Source organism: Aliiruegeria lutimaris, from assembly GCF_900099935.1.
In the GTDB taxonomy this organism is placed as follows: Bacteria; Pseudomonadota; Alphaproteobacteria; order Rhodobacterales; family Rhodobacteraceae; genus Tropicimonas; species Tropicimonas lutimaris.
Genome location: NZ_FNEK01000002.1, coordinates 103,899 through 117,386, shown reverse-complemented (window position 1 = coordinate 117,386; position 13,488 = coordinate 103,899). Strand labels below are relative to the sequence as shown.

Sequence of the window (13,488 nt, the reverse complement as noted above, 5' to 3'; positions counted from 1 at the left end):
GCAAATGCTCCAGCGCTTCACACCGACCGACAAGGGCGATGACATCCGTTCCATGGCAGACCTCAACGAATTGCTCATCAGTGGTGAAGCCTTGCTCCGCGGGCTTGGCATCGCTGCCCTCGCCTGGTTGCCCTGGCGGCTCAGGCGGCCGGAACTGCTGCCTTTGCCGATGCTCTTCGCCCTCTACGCGCTGGCCATGACCGTCGCGGGCGCCCATGTCACCCCGCGCTACACGCTGGTCTTCCTGCCGCTGCTGGCCGCCGCGCTCTCCTGCATATTCGTCTCGTTCCTGCCGCGGCGCGAATGGGGCGCTCTCGCCCCTTCCGCGGGCATCGCCATGCTGGCCGGAGGGCCGATAAAGACCCAGGCCATGATCGAGATCGCGCCCAGCGCCAGCGACGCCACGCAGATCAACGCGCTCACGGCGCTCAGCGCCTCTCTTAAGCCCTCCGAAACGCTCGTTATCTGTGCCATGCCCGGCTCCCATGCCCGCATCACTCCTGCGCTTGCTTCCCGTTATGCCGCAAACCGGCGTCCTTTCGTCGGGCTGCGGGACCCCGGCCGACAATTCTAGGAGCAGTATGCGGGCGGACGCCTTGAGGGCCCATTGCGTGGCATCTGCGCGCCCGAGGATCTCGAAGCCTACGAGGATCGCTTCCCGGGCCTTGAAACCGTGCAGGATTTGCCGCCATACGTCATCTGGACCGCTCCCGGAGCGCAATAGACGCGGAGATCGGCGCCCTTCGCCACTCTGGCATTAACGCGCACAGACATCTGGACCTAACGAAACCGGGGCCAAGGTCGTTACAAAGCTGGTGACTCTGCCCCATTCCGGGGGCAGGCGATTTAGGAGTTTACCGATGAAGATGACGACCGAAGAGGCCTTCGTCAAAACCCTCCAGATGCACGGCATCGAACATGCATTCGGCATCATCGGCTCGGCCTTCATGCCGATTTCCGACCTGTTTCCCAAGGCCGGGATCACCTTCTGGGATTGTGCGCATGAGGGGTCCGGCGGGATGATGGCCGATGGCTACACCCGCGCCTCCGGCAAGATGTCGATGATGATCGCCCAGAACGGGCCCGGCGTCACCAATTTCGTCACCGCGGTGAAGACCGCCTACTGGAACCATACGCCCCTCCTGCTGGTCACGCCGCAGGCGGCCAACAAGACCCTCGGCCAAGGCGGATTCCAGGAAGTCGAGCAAATGGCGTTGTTCAAGGACATGGTCGCCTATCAGGAGGAGGTCCGCGACCCCTCCCGCATGGCCGAGGTCCTGAACCGGGTGATCATGAATGCCAAGCGCGCTTCGGCGCCGGCGCAGATCAACGTGCCGCGCGATTTCTTCACTCACCAGATCGATATCGAGCTTCCCGCCATCGTCGAATTCGAGCGCCCCTCGGGCGGCGAGGCCGCTGTCGCGCAGGCGGCAGAGCTGCTTTCGAACGCCCGCTTCCCGGTGATCCTCAACGGTGCCGGTGTCGTGCTCGGCGGCGCGATCCCGGCTTCGATGGAACTGGCCGAGCGGCTGACCGCGCCGGTTTGCTGCGGTTACCAGCACAACGACGCCTTCCCCGGCTCGCACCCGCTCTTTGCCGGCCCGCTTGGCTATAACGGCAACAAGGCCGGGATGGAGCTGATCGCGCAGGCGGACGTGGTGCTGGCGCTCGGCACCCGGCTCAACCCCTTCTCCACCCTGCCCGGTTACGGCATCGACTACTGGCCGACCAAAGCCAAGATCATCCAGGTTGATATCAACCCCGACAGGATCGGTCTGACCAAGCCGGTCAGCGTCGGCATCGTGGGCGATAGCAAGAAGGTCGCCACCGCGATCCTGGCCAAGCTCTCCGGAACCGCCGGCGACGAGGGCCGCGAAGAGCGCAAGAACCTGATCGCGACGACGAAATCCACCTGGGCCCAGCAGCTTTCCTCGATGGATCACGAGGAGGACGATCCCGGCACCACCTGGAACGAACGCGCCCGCGCGGACAAGCCGGACTGGATGAGCCCGCGCATGGCCTGGCGCGCCATTCAGGCCGCCCTGCCCAAGGAGGCGATCATTTCCTCCGATATCGGCAATAACTGCGCCATCGGCAACGCCTACCCGACCTTCGAAGAGGGCCGGAAATACCTGGCCCCGGGCCTTTTCGGCCCCTGCGGCTACGGGCTGCCCTCGATCATCGGCGCCAAGATCGCCAAACCCGACTCGCCGGTTGTCGGCTTCTCGGGCGATGGCGCCTTCGGCATCGCCGTGACCGAGCTGACCGCCATCGGTCGCCCGGAATGGCCAGCCATCACCCAGATCGTGTTCCGAAACTACCAGTGGGGCGCAGAAAAGCGGAATTCCACGCTCTGGTATTACGACAATTTCGTCGGCACCGAGTTGAACGAGGGCGTATCCTATGCCGGCATCGCCAAGGCTTGCGGGCTGCAGGGCGTGCAGGCGCGGACCATGGAGGAACTCACCGCTGCCCTCACCCAGGCGCTCAAGGATCAGGCCGAAGGCAAGACCACGCTGATCGAGGCAATGATCAACCAGGAGCTTGGGGAGCCCTTCCGGCGCGACGCGATGAAGAAGCCGGTTGAGGTAAGCGGTATCGCCCCCGCCGACATGGTGAAACAACAGGAAGCGTAGGACAAAAAGCTGCGGCCAGAGGGACGGCAGCTCCCGGACCATTCGCGGATGTGAACGATCCTGCGGATCGTGCCTCCGGCGGAGATATCTTGAGAAAGATGAATGCGCACCTCGTATGTCATCATCTTTCTCAAATATCCTGGGGGGAGCGCTCGAATGAGCGCGGGGGACAACGCCCCCTTCCTCCCCGCCCCCCTCTTCTGGCAGATATCCCCCACGAGGAACTCCAATGTCCGACGCCATCATTTCTGTCGAAAGCCTCCGTGGACAGGCCCAAAGGCTCGCGCCCGGCATCGCGGTATCCGCCCTGGTCGCCGTCACCGCGCAATTCCTCGCAGAGCATTACGCCACTCCGGCCATGCTCCTCGCATTGCTACTTGGCATCGCGGTCAACTTCCTCGGGGAAGAGGGCGCCAACGCCCCCGGCATCGCTTTCTCTGCCCGCAGCTTGCTGCGACTCGGTGTGGCGCTGCTTGGTGTGCGGATCTCAGTGGACCTCATGGCCGATCTTGGAGCAGAACTCATAGGTCTTGTGATCGCCGGCGTCTTTTTCACCATCCTGTTCGGCCTCGCGATTGGGAAACTCTTCGGCCACAAATGGCGTTTCTCGCTGCTTACCGCCGGTTCCGTCGCAATCTGCGGGGCCTCCGCCGCGATGGCCATCTCCGCCATCCTGCCCAAGGATGAGCGCTCCGAGGAACGGCTCATCTTTACCGTTCTCGGTGTCACCGTACTCTCGACCATCGCCATGATCGCCTACCCGATCCTCGTGGAGACCATCGGGCTCGACCAGCGGCAAGGCGGTGTCTTCCTCGGCGGCACGATCCACGATGTGGCGCAGGTCGTGGGCGCCGGGTTCTCGATTTCGGAAACGACGGGCGATACGGCCACGCTGGTCAAGCTCATCCGGGTGTCGATGCTGGCGCCCGTCGTGCTTGTCGCCTCGCTGCTCATCCGCCGCTTTGCCGATGCCCCGGCTGATGGCAAGCGCCCTCCCCTGCTGCCCAGTTTTGTCATCGGCTTCCTCGTCCTAGCCGCGCTGAATTCGTTCCATCTCATCCCGGCCGCTGCGGTCTTGTTCCTGTCGCAAGCCTCCCGCTGGTTACTGCTGACGGCCATCGCCGCGGTCGGCATGAAGACCCATCTCAAGGAAGTGCTGAGCGTGGGCCGGCTCGCAATTGCGCAGATCGTGGCCGAAACGCTGTTCATCGCGGTCTTCATCCTTGTTGGCGTGAAGCTCATCGGCTGACGCCGGTGTCATCTCGAATCACAGCCGCGAGCTTGATCGGCAAGGGCTCCGGCTTTGAACGCGTCACCCCGGGACAGCGTTTCGTTTGCTGATCGTTTTTCATCCCGAACCGCGTCTTTAGCCTCACTTTTTTTGCCGCGGGCGTGGCGGCCCGCAAGACCAAAGAAGCCGGCGCGTGAAATTTTCTTTGACAATTTCACGCGCCGATATGAAATTTCGCGCAAGAATTTCACGGATACGCCCCTCGCCATGAATGACGCCAATACTCTCGGACGCGACCTGCGTGCGCTGCGCACCTCCCGCAAGATGACGCTGGAGGAGCTTGCCGCGCAGCTGGATCGTTCCGTCGGCTGGCTGAGCCAGGTGGAGCGGGACATCTCCACGCCGCGCATGTCGGACCTGCGAGAGATCGCGGACGTATTCGGCGTGCCGCTCTCCCTGCTCTTTGGAAATGCCAAGGCGCCGGAGGAGGAACAGGGCCGTATCGTGCGTGCCGCCGCGCGCCGGGTGATGGGCGAGGCGGATATGGGGCTGGTGGAGACGCTCATCTCGCCCGACCTCACGGATAGCTTCGAGGTGATCCACTCGACATTTCAGCCCGGCTCCCGCCGCGCGAAGCCGATTTCACGCCCGACACAGGAGGTCGCCTATCTCGTCTCGGGCAAGCTCGACATCTGGCTCGACGAGGATCCCTTCACGCTCAAGGCCGGTGACTCCTTCCGCATCCGGGAGCAGTCCTATCGCTGGGCCAACCCCTATTCCGAACCCGCCATCGCAATCTGGGTGATTTCACCCCCCGTCTACTGAGGAAACGCGCATGTCACTTCCTTCTACCGCTCGTGTCGTCATCATCGGCGGCGGCGTTGTCGGCGTCTCCACGCTCTATCACCTCGCACGCGCCGGCTGGACGGATTGTGTCCTTCTGGAGAAGAACGAGCTGACGGCCGGCTCCACCTGGCACGCGGCGGGCAACTGCCCAAGTTTCTCGGCGTCATGGTCGGTGATGAACATGCAGCGCTACGGGCTGGAGATGTACCGGACGCTGGCCGAGGCGACCGACTACCCGATCAACTACAATGTGACCGGCTCCGTCCGCCTCGCCCACAGCGACAACCGAATGAAGGAATTCGAGAAGGTGGCCGGGATGGGCCGCTACCAGGGGATAGAGATGAAGGTCTGCTCCCCGGAGGAGCTGCAGCATTACCATCCGTTCATGGAGACCCACGATCTCGCCGGTGGCCTCTGGGACCCGGTGGATGGCGATATCGACCCCTCGCAGCTGACGCAGGCCATGGCCAAGGGGGCGCGGGATCTCGGCTGCCATATCGAGCGCTTCTGCCCGGCGACCGGGGTCAGCCGCGCGAATGGCGAGTGGGTCGTGCATACCGACAAGGGTGATCTGCGCTGCGAATACGTGGTGAACGCGGCGGGCTATTACGCCCAGAAGGTCTCCGAATGGTTTGTCCCTCATGGCGGGCGCGTGGCACCAGCGGCGACCATGGCGCACCAGTATTTCCTGACCGAGGAGATCCCCGAGTTGAAGGCCTGGACACAGGAAAAGGGGCACAAGCTGCCGATCCTGCGCGACGTGGATAGTTCCTACTACCTGCGGCAAGACACGTTCAGCCTCAATCTCGGTCCCTATGAAAGAACCTGCAAATCGCATTGGAACACGCCGGACGACCCATTCCCCGAGGATTTCTCCTTCCAGCTCTACCCGGACGATTTCGACCGGATCGAGTGGCATATCGAAGACGCCATGGCGCGCGTGCCGATCCTCGGCAGCCAGGGTGTGCAGCGCAATATCAACGGGCCCATTCCCTATGCGCCCGATGGCAACCCGATGCTCGGCCCGATGCCAGGCGTGCCGAACGCCTTCGAGGCGCACAGCTTCACCTTCGGCATCGCGCAGGGCGGAGGTGCGGGCAAGGTGGCCGCGGAATGGATCATCCATGGCATGACAGAGTGGGACATGTGGTCCTGCGACCCGCGCCGCTTCACCGATTACACAGACCCGCAATATTGCATCGACAAGGCCATGGAGATCTATGGCAACGAATACGCGATGCATTTCCCGCATCACGCCTGGCCGGCGGCGCGGAATCGCAAGCTGTCGCCGGTCCACGATAAGGTCGTCGGGCTTGGCGGCCAGATGGGCGCCTATAACGGTTGGGAGCGGGCGAACTGGTTCGCTAAAGCCGGCGACGATACCTCCGAGGACGCAACGCAGACATGGAACCGCTCCGGCCCGTGGGAGATCCGGATCAAGGAAGAATGCGAGGCGGTGCGCGACGGCGTCGGCGTGCTGGACCTGCCGGGATTCTCGCGTTTCGCGCTTTCCGGCGAAGGAGCGGCCGAGTGGCTGCGGGGCAGGATCGCGGGGTCTCTCTGCAAGGTGGGCCGGATGACGCTGGCCTATTTCCCCGACAGGCGCGGACGAATCCTGACCGAAATGTCGATCCTGCGCCACGGCGAGGACGATTTCACCCTGATCACCGCCGCCGCCGCGCAATGGCATGATTACGAACTGCTGAAGAAGGACCTGCCGGAGGGGCTGGCGCTGGTGGACCGCACAAGGGAGCTGTCCACGCTGATCGTGACGGGCCCCGGATCGCGGGATCTCTTCACCGCGATTGCCGAGGCTGACCTGCAGGCGGGTTGGCTGAGCCATCAGCAGGCCAAGGTCGCGGGCAAGCCGGCGATGCTGGTGCGCGTCTCCTTTGCGGGCGAGCTTGGCTGGGAGGTGCATGCTTCCTTCGAAGACATGCCGACAATCTATGATGCAGTACTGGCCGGGGGCGCAAAACCCTTTGGCATGTATGCGCTGAACTCACTAAGGATGGAAAAGGGCTACCGCACCTGGAAGGGCGATCTTTCGACCGACTACACCCTGCTCGAAGCCGGCCTCGACCGGTTCGTCAAGCTCGACAAGACGCAGGACTTCCCCGGCAAGACTGCACTGGCGGAAGAGCGGCGGCAGGGCGTCAGGAAGCGCTTCGTGCAGATGATCGTCGACGCCGGGGAGAGCGACGCGCCTTACATGTCGACCGTCTGGCACGGCGACACCGTGGTGGGCGAGACGACCTCGGGCGATTGGGGACATCGCGTGGGGGCTTCCATCGCCTTCGGGACGGTGCGGGCCGATCTCGCCGAACCCGGCACGGAGCTTGAAATCGAGATCTTCGGGCAGCGCTGCAAGGCCGTCGTCCAGCCCGACCACCCTCTTTGGGATCCGGCGAACACGCGCCTCCGGGCCTGAACCGCAACCGATGCCCTCCAGCGCGAAGAGGTGAGCATGACCGAAACTCCAACCCGCCGCCGTTCCGGGGGCCGCGCCGCGAGAACGGCGGCGCGTTCCCAGAAGCTCCATGCAGATATCCGGCCCGTTCGCCCCGGCCTTCCGGGCGGCCAATACAGGCCGTTGTCGGACACGGATGTCCTGCGCATCCACGAGGCCGCACTTGCCGCGCTGGAAGAGATCGGCTTTGCCAAGGCGCCGCCATCGGGGGTCAGGATCCTGACCGGAGCGGGCGCCGAGATGGGCGCGGATGGCCGCATCCGTTTCCCGCGTGCGCTGGTCGAGGACATGCTGGCCAAGGCCAGCCGCGGCATCACCCTGCATGGCCGCGACCCGGCGTATGACCTCCACCTCGAGAGGACCAACACCCATTACGGCACGGCGGGCGCTGCCGTTCACATGGTGGACCCTTTCACCGGCACCTATCGCGATCCGGGGATGCAGGATCTGTATGATGCCGCGCGACTGGTACAGGCACTCGACAACGTGCATTTCCTTCAGCGCCCGGTTGTCTGCCGGGAATTCACGGATAATGCGGAGCTGGACCTGCACACGCTCTACGCGGCCTGCGCGGGAACGACAAAGCATGTCGGCACCTCCTTTACCGAGGCCGCCAACGTGCCGGCCTGTATCGAGATGTTGCACGAAATCGCGGGCGGAGAAGCGGCATGGCGGGAGCGGCCCTTCGTCTCCAATTCCAACTGCTTCGTTGTGCCGCCGTTCACCTTTGCCGAGGAAAGCTGCGAGGTGATGGAGGCCTGCATCCGGGCCGGCATGCCGGTGCTGTTGCTCTCGGCCGGACAGGCCGGGGCAACGGCCCCCGCGCCCATCGCCACGGCCGTGGTACAGGCGGTGGCAGAATGCCTCGCGGGTGTCGTCTACGTCAACGCACTCGCACCCGGGCACACGGCCATCTTCGGCACATGGCCCTTCGTCTCCGACCTGCGCACCGGGGCAATGTCGGGCGGGTCGGGCGAACAGGCCCTGCTGACAGCCGCCTGCGCCCAGATGCACCAGTTCTACGGCCTGCCCGGTGGCGCCGCCGCGGGCATCGCCGATTCCAAGCTGCCGGACATGCAGGCAGGCTGGGAGCAGGCCATTTCCAATGTCATGGCCGGGCTTTCAGGGCTGAACATGATCTACGAGGCGGCCGGAATGCACGCCTCGCTCATGGGCTTCTGTCTTGAGAGCCTCGTGCTCGGGAATGACCTGCTTGGACAGGTGCAACGCTGCGTGCGTGGCGTTGAGGTCCGCGACGAATACGTCTCCATCGACGTCATGAAATCGGTGATCCTGGAGGGGCCGGGCCATTACCTCGGCCATGCACAGACGCTGCGGTTGATGCAGACCGAGTACATATACCCCGAGCTTGCCGACCGCTCCTCGCCCAAGGAATGGGTCGAGAAAGGCCAGCCGATGCTGCTCGACCGTGCGCGCCAGCGCAAGGAGGAGATCCTTGGCCGGGATGGGCACATGTTCGCCCCCGATCTGGAAGCCCGGCTTCGGGAGAGATTCGATTTGCGGCCATTGAAACGGGAGTGACCCAATGGCGGATATCGTTCCGCTCGACGGCTGCTGCGAGGTTCGCCCCGAACATATCGCAGAACTCGCCCGCCGCCCGCGCGCGGCTGGTCACAGGATTGTCTGAGGGCCCGCGGCCCGCACTATGGAGACTCGAATGGAAATCCCTTCCAAAGCCCGCGTCGTTATCGTCGGCGGCGGCATTGTCGGCGCGTCTGTTGCCTATCACCTGACCAAGCTCGGCTGGAAGGACGTCGTTCTGCTGGACCGCAAGCAGTTCTGCTCGGGCACAACGTGGCACGCCGCCGGGTTGATCGCGCAACTGCGCGCGACGCAGAACATGACGCGGCTGGCGAAATACTCGCAGGAACTCTACGGCGAGTTGGAAGCCGAGACCGGCATGGCGACGGGTTTCCGCCGCGTTGGTTCCATCACCGTGGCGCTGACCGAAGAACGGCACGAGGAGATCCTGCGCCAGGCCTCCATGGCACGCGCCTTCGGGGTCGATGTGGAGCCGATTTCCACCACAGAGGTGAAGGCTCGCTATGAGCATCTGAATTGCGATGACGTCGTGGGCGGTGTCTACCTGCCCAAGGATGGCCAGGGCGATCCGTCCAATATCACGCTGGCAATGATGCGCGGCGCCAAGACGCGCGGCGCGGTGGTTTGCGAGCATATCAAGGTGACTGGCATGGCGAAGACCGGTCGCCGGTTGACAAGCGTCTCATGGGAAAGCGCCGAGGGGACCGGCGAGATCGAATGCGAGCACGTGGTCAATTGCGGCGGCATGTGGGGCCACGAGGTCGGGCGGATGGCGGGGACCAATGTGCCGCTGCATGCCTGCGAGCATTTCTACATAGTCTCGGACAAGATCCCGGGCCTTTCGCAGTTGCCAGTCCTGCGCGTGCCGGATGAATGCGCCTATTACAAGGAGGATGCCGGGTCGATCATGCTGGGTGCCTTCGAGCCGAACGCCAAGCCATGGGGGATGAAAGGCATTCCCGAGGATTTCGAGTTCGACCAGTTGCCGGATGATTTCGACCATTTCGAGCCGATCCTGGAATGGGCCGTCAACCGGATGCCGATGTTGGCGGAGGCCGGCATCCAGACCTTTTTCAACGGCCCGGAAAGCTTCACGCCGGACGATGCCTATCACCTCGGGCTCTGCCCGGAGATGGACAATGTCTGGGTCGCCGCCGGTTTCAACTCGGTGGGCATCCAGTCCGCTGGCGGCGCCGGGATGGCGCTGGCCGAATGGATGGAGACGGGGCAGAAGCCCTTCGATCTGGGCGATGTGGACATCTCCCGCATGCAACCGTTTCAGGGCAACAAGCATTACCTCTTCGAGCGCTCCAAGGAGACGCTTGGCCTGCTCTATGCCGACCACTTCCCTTATCGCCAGAAGGCCACAGCGCGCGGCGTGCGACGCACGCCCCTGCATGAGCACCTGAAGGCGCGCGGAGCGGTTTTCGGCGAACTGGCCGGCTGGGAGCGGGCGAACTGGTTTGCCGGCGCGGGGCAGGAGCGGGAATATCGTTATAGCTGGAAGCGGCAGAATTGGTTCGAGAATTCGGCGCGCGAGCACAAGGCGGTGCGGGAGAATGTCGGCATCTACGACATGTCCTCCTTCGGCAAGCTGCGCGTGGAGGGGCCGGATGCGGAGGCGTTTCTGAACTACGTGGGCGGCGGGAATTACGCGGTGCCGGTGGGCAAGATCGTCTATACGCAACTGTTGAACGCCCGCGCCGGGATCGAGGCGGACGTGACGGTGACACGCCTGAGCGAGACAGCCTACCTCGTCGTCACGCCTGCCGCGACGCGATATGCCGACGAGACCTGGCTACGCCGGCATGTCGGCGATTACCGGGTGGTGATTACCGATGTGACAGCCGGCGAGGCGGTCATGGCGGTGATGGGGCCCGCGTCGCGCGCGCTGTTGCAGGCCGTCTCGCCCAACGACTTCTCCAATGCGGTGAACCCCTTCGGCACCGCGCAAGAGATCGAGATCGGCATGGGGCTCGCGCGGGTGCATCGGGTGACCTATGTGGGCGAACTCGGCTGGGAGATCTATGCCTCCGCCGATATGGCAGGCCATGTCTTCGAGACGCTGATGCAGGCGGGCGAAGGCATGGGCGCGAAGCTCTGCGGCATGCACATGATGGATTCCTGCCGGATCGAGAAGGCTTTCCGCCATTTCGGTCATGACATCACCAGTGAGGACCATGTGCTGGAGGCCGGCCTGGGCTTCGCCGTGGCAAAGGACAAGCCCGACTACATTGGCCGCGCCGCAGTGGAGCGCAAACGCGAGCAAGGCCTGCAGCGCCGGATGGTGCAGTTCCGCCTGAAGGATCCCGAGCCGCTGCTCTATCACGCCGAGCCAATCCTGCGGGATGGGGAGGTCGTTGGCCATCTGAGCAGCGGAAATTACGGTCATACACTCGGCGGGGCGGTAGGTATGGGGTATGTCCACTGCCCAGGCGAGAAGCCGGCCGAGCTCCTGTCCTCCAGTTTCGAGATCGAGGTAGCTGGAGCACGTGTCCAGGCCGAAGCGTCGCTCAAGCCCTTGTATGATCCGACATCCGAAAGGGTGAGAGCCTGAGCTGCTTGTGGCGTTTCGCCTGCTGACGCTGGCGACCGCCCCCCCCCCCGGCCCCCAAGCGCGATCACCGAAGGTGAGCGCAACCAGCAAGGTTGTGGCTACAGGACTTTCTCCTTTCGCAAGGTTGTCACCAAGATTTCGGGATATTTCAGACATTCTCTTGCAGATTCGTGCAGCTTGTGTGTCAATCGGTCTATGAAACAGACCACTCTCGATCATATAGACCGTGCCATCCTGCGGAGCCTCCAGCGGGACGCATCACTTTCGCAACGGGATCTGGCCGACAGGGTCGGCATCTCTCAAAATGCCTGTTGGCGGCGCCTGAAAGCCCTGAATGAAAACGGCATCCTGCAAGGCTCGACCGCGCGGGTGGACCGCAAGGCGCTTGGACTGGGCCTCGTCGTCTTCGTCATGCTGCGCACACGGCACCATTCGGTCGACTGGCTGGAGGCCTTTCGTCGTCACGTAAAAACCATCCCGGAAGTGATCGATTTCTTTCGGATCGGCGGCGATTACGACTACCTGCTCAAAGTCGTGACCGAATCCATGGAGAGCTACGATTCTGTTTACCAGCGGCTCATCGCGGGGGTCGAGCTCGACTCGGTGACGTCATATTTTGCAATGGAGGCAATTTCCGAGCAAAGACCGCTCCCGTTGTGATACCCGCACGGTGCATTCGTCCCATGACATGGCTGGGGGATGAATGCCGCTACCTGCCGCGCTAAGTTCCGAGCATAGCCGACCACTTTCGGCAGCAAGGAGTCATTCATGGCACGTACAAGCTTTCTCGGAGACCTGCTCACTTCGCTCACCAAGACCAGATGGCCATTGGGCGGTGGCGGTGACCGCCGCTCAATAGAGGACCTGTGTCGCGCATTGCTCTCGACCGCAGGCGAAGTCTCCGGCCTGCGCCTTTCCGCGACGATCCTCGCCCGCTACAAGCAGATGAATACCGCGGATCGCCTCGCATTTTTCAAGTTTCTCAACGACAAGCTGGACGTGGATGCGGGCCGGGTTGCCGGCCTTGCACAGGCCTATTCCGAAGACCCAAGCACCGAAAACTTCACGGCCCTTGTTCGGGCGGCGGAGCCGCGCCGGCAGGAGCTTTTCCGGCGGCTTCATGAAATGCCCGCCGCAACGGCGGAGCTGGTTTCGGCCCGTGTGGACCTGCTGGAGCTGCTCAAGGAACACCCGGAGCTGAAGCGCACGGATCTGGACCTGGTCCACCTGCTGCGGAGTTGGTTCAACAGGGGCTTCCTGCGCATCGAGCAGATCGACTGGCACACCTCCGCCACGCTTCTGGAGAAGATTGTCGCCTACGAGGCAGTGCACGAGATCCACGACTGGGACGACCTGCGCCGCCGCCTGCACCCGACGGACCGGCGCTGCTTCGCCTTCTTCCACCCGGCAATGCCGGATGAGCCGCTGATCTTCGTCGAGGTCGCCCTGACCAAGGGTGTTCCGAACTCGATCCAGGGGCTTCTGGCCGAAGACCGGGAAGCGCTCGCGGCGGAAGAGGCCAACACAGCCGTGTTCTACTCGATTTCGAACTGTCAGAAGGGCCTGAAGGGGATCTCCTTCGGCAATTTCCTGATCAAGCAGGTCGTGGCCGAGTTGAGTCAGGAACTGCCGGGCCTGAATACCTTCGTGACGCTCTCGCCCATCCCCGGTCTGAACCGCTGGCTGGAGACACTCGATGGCGACAAGCGCGCGGAACGGCTGCTGGCGGGCAAGGCCAGCGACACCGAAGCCATGGCGCTCGCGGCGCGCTACCTGCTTGAGGCCCGACGGCCTGACGGGTTCCCGCGCGATCCGGTCGCCCGCTTCCATCTTGGCAACGGCGCCATCGTGCATGATGTCCATGCCGGCGCCGATACCAGCGCCAATGGTATGGCGCAGTCGAGCGGGTTGATGGTGAACTACCTCTACGATCTTGGCCAGACCGAGAAGAACCACGAGGCCTTTACCGCCGACAAGAAAATCGCGTCGAGCCGTGGGGTTCGCGCGAAGAGCCGAGCGGAGAAAGCCGCCCCGGCCGCGCCAGCCACGCCCTTGCTGGCTCCGGCGGAAGCCGACGCCAAGTAACAGAGGCTTGGAGACAAAACGCCTTCCGTGTGCGGACACGTAAGGCGCTTTCTGTTTGCGTACGCTTCAACAGCGGCACGGAGCTTGTTCGACGTTGCTT

At 63.5% G+C, this 13,488-nt stretch carries 10 protein-coding genes; 9 read left to right on the top strand and 1 reads right to left on the bottom strand.

Features of this window, described 5'->3' with window-relative positions:
- The first annotated feature begins 4 nt into the window (after nt 1-4).
- From BLR85_RS01825 to BLR85_RS01815, 3 genes are all read left to right on the top strand, one after another.
- A complete protein-coding gene (locus BLR85_RS01825; protein WP_139188287.1) occupies nt 5-574 on the top strand; it encodes a hypothetical protein in 570 nt (189 codons plus the stop codon).
- A 286-nt stretch (nt 575-860) separates the two neighbouring features.
- Nucleotides 861-2,636, top strand: a complete 1,776-nt coding sequence (gene xsc, locus BLR85_RS01820; RefSeq protein WP_093148269.1) for a sulfoacetaldehyde acetyltransferase — start codon at nt 861-863, stop codon at nt 2,634-2,636.
- 229 nt (nt 2,637-2,865) lie between these two features.
- Nucleotides 2,866-3,885 carry a YeiH family protein gene (locus tag BLR85_RS01815; protein WP_093148266.1) on the top strand — a complete coding sequence of 340 codons (1,020 nt, stop codon included), beginning with the start codon at nt 2,866-2,868 and terminating at the stop codon, nt 3,883-3,885.
- Nucleotides 3,886-3,893: 8 nt separating this feature from the next.
- On the opposite strand, the gene BLR85_RS28370 is transcribed toward BLR85_RS01815, so the two are convergent.
- Nucleotides 3,894-4,118 (bottom strand): hypothetical protein, encoded by a 225-nt coding sequence (locus tag BLR85_RS28370; protein WP_139188286.1) that lies wholly within the window; start codon nt 4,116-4,118, stop codon nt 3,894-3,896.
- A gap of 16 nt (nt 4,119-4,134) precedes the next feature.
- Here BLR85_RS28370 and BLR85_RS01810 point away from each other — a divergent pair, with 16 nt between their 5' ends.
- From BLR85_RS01810 to BLR85_RS01785, 6 genes are all read left to right on the top strand, one after another.
- Nucleotides 4,135-4,692 carry a helix-turn-helix domain-containing protein gene (locus BLR85_RS01810; protein ID WP_093148537.1) on the top strand — a complete coding sequence of 186 codons (558 nt, stop codon included), beginning with the start codon at nt 4,135-4,137 and terminating at the stop codon, nt 4,690-4,692.
- Nucleotides 4,693-4,702: 10 nt separating this feature from the next.
- Nucleotides 4,703-7,144 carry a GcvT family protein gene (locus BLR85_RS01805; protein WP_093148260.1) on the top strand — a complete coding sequence of 814 codons (2,442 nt, stop codon included), beginning with the start codon at nt 4,703-4,705 and terminating at the stop codon, nt 7,142-7,144.
- A gap of 36 nt (nt 7,145-7,180) precedes the next feature.
- Nucleotides 7,181-8,725, top strand: a complete 1,545-nt coding sequence (locus BLR85_RS01800; protein WP_093148251.1) for a trimethylamine methyltransferase family protein — start codon at nt 7,181-7,183, stop codon at nt 8,723-8,725.
- Nucleotides 8,726-8,861: 136 nt separating this feature from the next.
- Nucleotides 8,862-11,303 (top strand): GcvT family protein, encoded by a 2,442-nt coding sequence (locus BLR85_RS01795; protein ID WP_093148246.1) that lies wholly within the window; start codon nt 8,862-8,864, stop codon nt 11,301-11,303.
- 195 nt (nt 11,304-11,498) lie between these two features.
- On the top strand, nt 11,499-11,963 hold the full coding sequence (locus tag BLR85_RS01790; RefSeq protein WP_093148241.1) for an Lrp/AsnC family transcriptional regulator: 465 nt from the start codon (nt 11,499-11,501) through the stop codon (nt 11,961-11,963).
- Nucleotides 11,964-12,071: 108 nt separating this feature from the next.
- Nucleotides 12,072-13,388: a malonyl-CoA decarboxylase gene (locus BLR85_RS01785; RefSeq protein WP_093148236.1), complete on the top strand. Its 1,317-nt coding sequence runs from the start codon at nt 12,072-12,074 to the stop codon at nt 13,386-13,388.
- The last annotated feature ends 100 nt before the right edge of the window (nt 13,389-13,488 follow it).

Bases quoted from the DNA above. Each gene is read 5' to 3' on its own strand.
- BLR85_RS01825 (WP_139188287.1), top strand. From the start codon at position 5: ATGCTCCAGCGCTTCACACCGACCGACAAGGGCGATGACATCCGTTCC.
- xsc (WP_093148269.1), top strand. From the start codon at position 861: ATGAAGATGACGACCGAAGAGGCCTTCGTCAAAACCCTCCAGATGCAC.
- BLR85_RS01785 (WP_093148236.1), top strand. From the start codon at position 12,072: ATGGCACGTACAAGCTTTCTCGGAGACCTGCTCACTTCGCTCACCAAG.
- BLR85_RS01790 (WP_093148241.1), top strand. From the start codon at position 11,499: ATGAAACAGACCACTCTCGATCATATAGACCGTGCCATCCTGCGGAGC.
- BLR85_RS01815 (WP_093148266.1), top strand. From the start codon at position 2,866: ATGTCCGACGCCATCATTTCTGTCGAAAGCCTCCGTGGACAGGCCCAA.
- BLR85_RS01795 (WP_093148246.1), top strand. From the start codon at position 8,862: ATGGAAATCCCTTCCAAAGCCCGCGTCGTTATCGTCGGCGGCGGCATT.
- BLR85_RS01805 (WP_093148260.1), top strand. From the start codon at position 4,703: ATGTCACTTCCTTCTACCGCTCGTGTCGTCATCATCGGCGGCGGCGTT.
- BLR85_RS01810 (WP_093148537.1), top strand. From the start codon at position 4,135: ATGAATGACGCCAATACTCTCGGACGCGACCTGCGTGCGCTGCGCACC.
- BLR85_RS01800 (WP_093148251.1), top strand. From the start codon at position 7,181: ATGACCGAAACTCCAACCCGCCGCCGTTCCGGGGGCCGCGCCGCGAGA.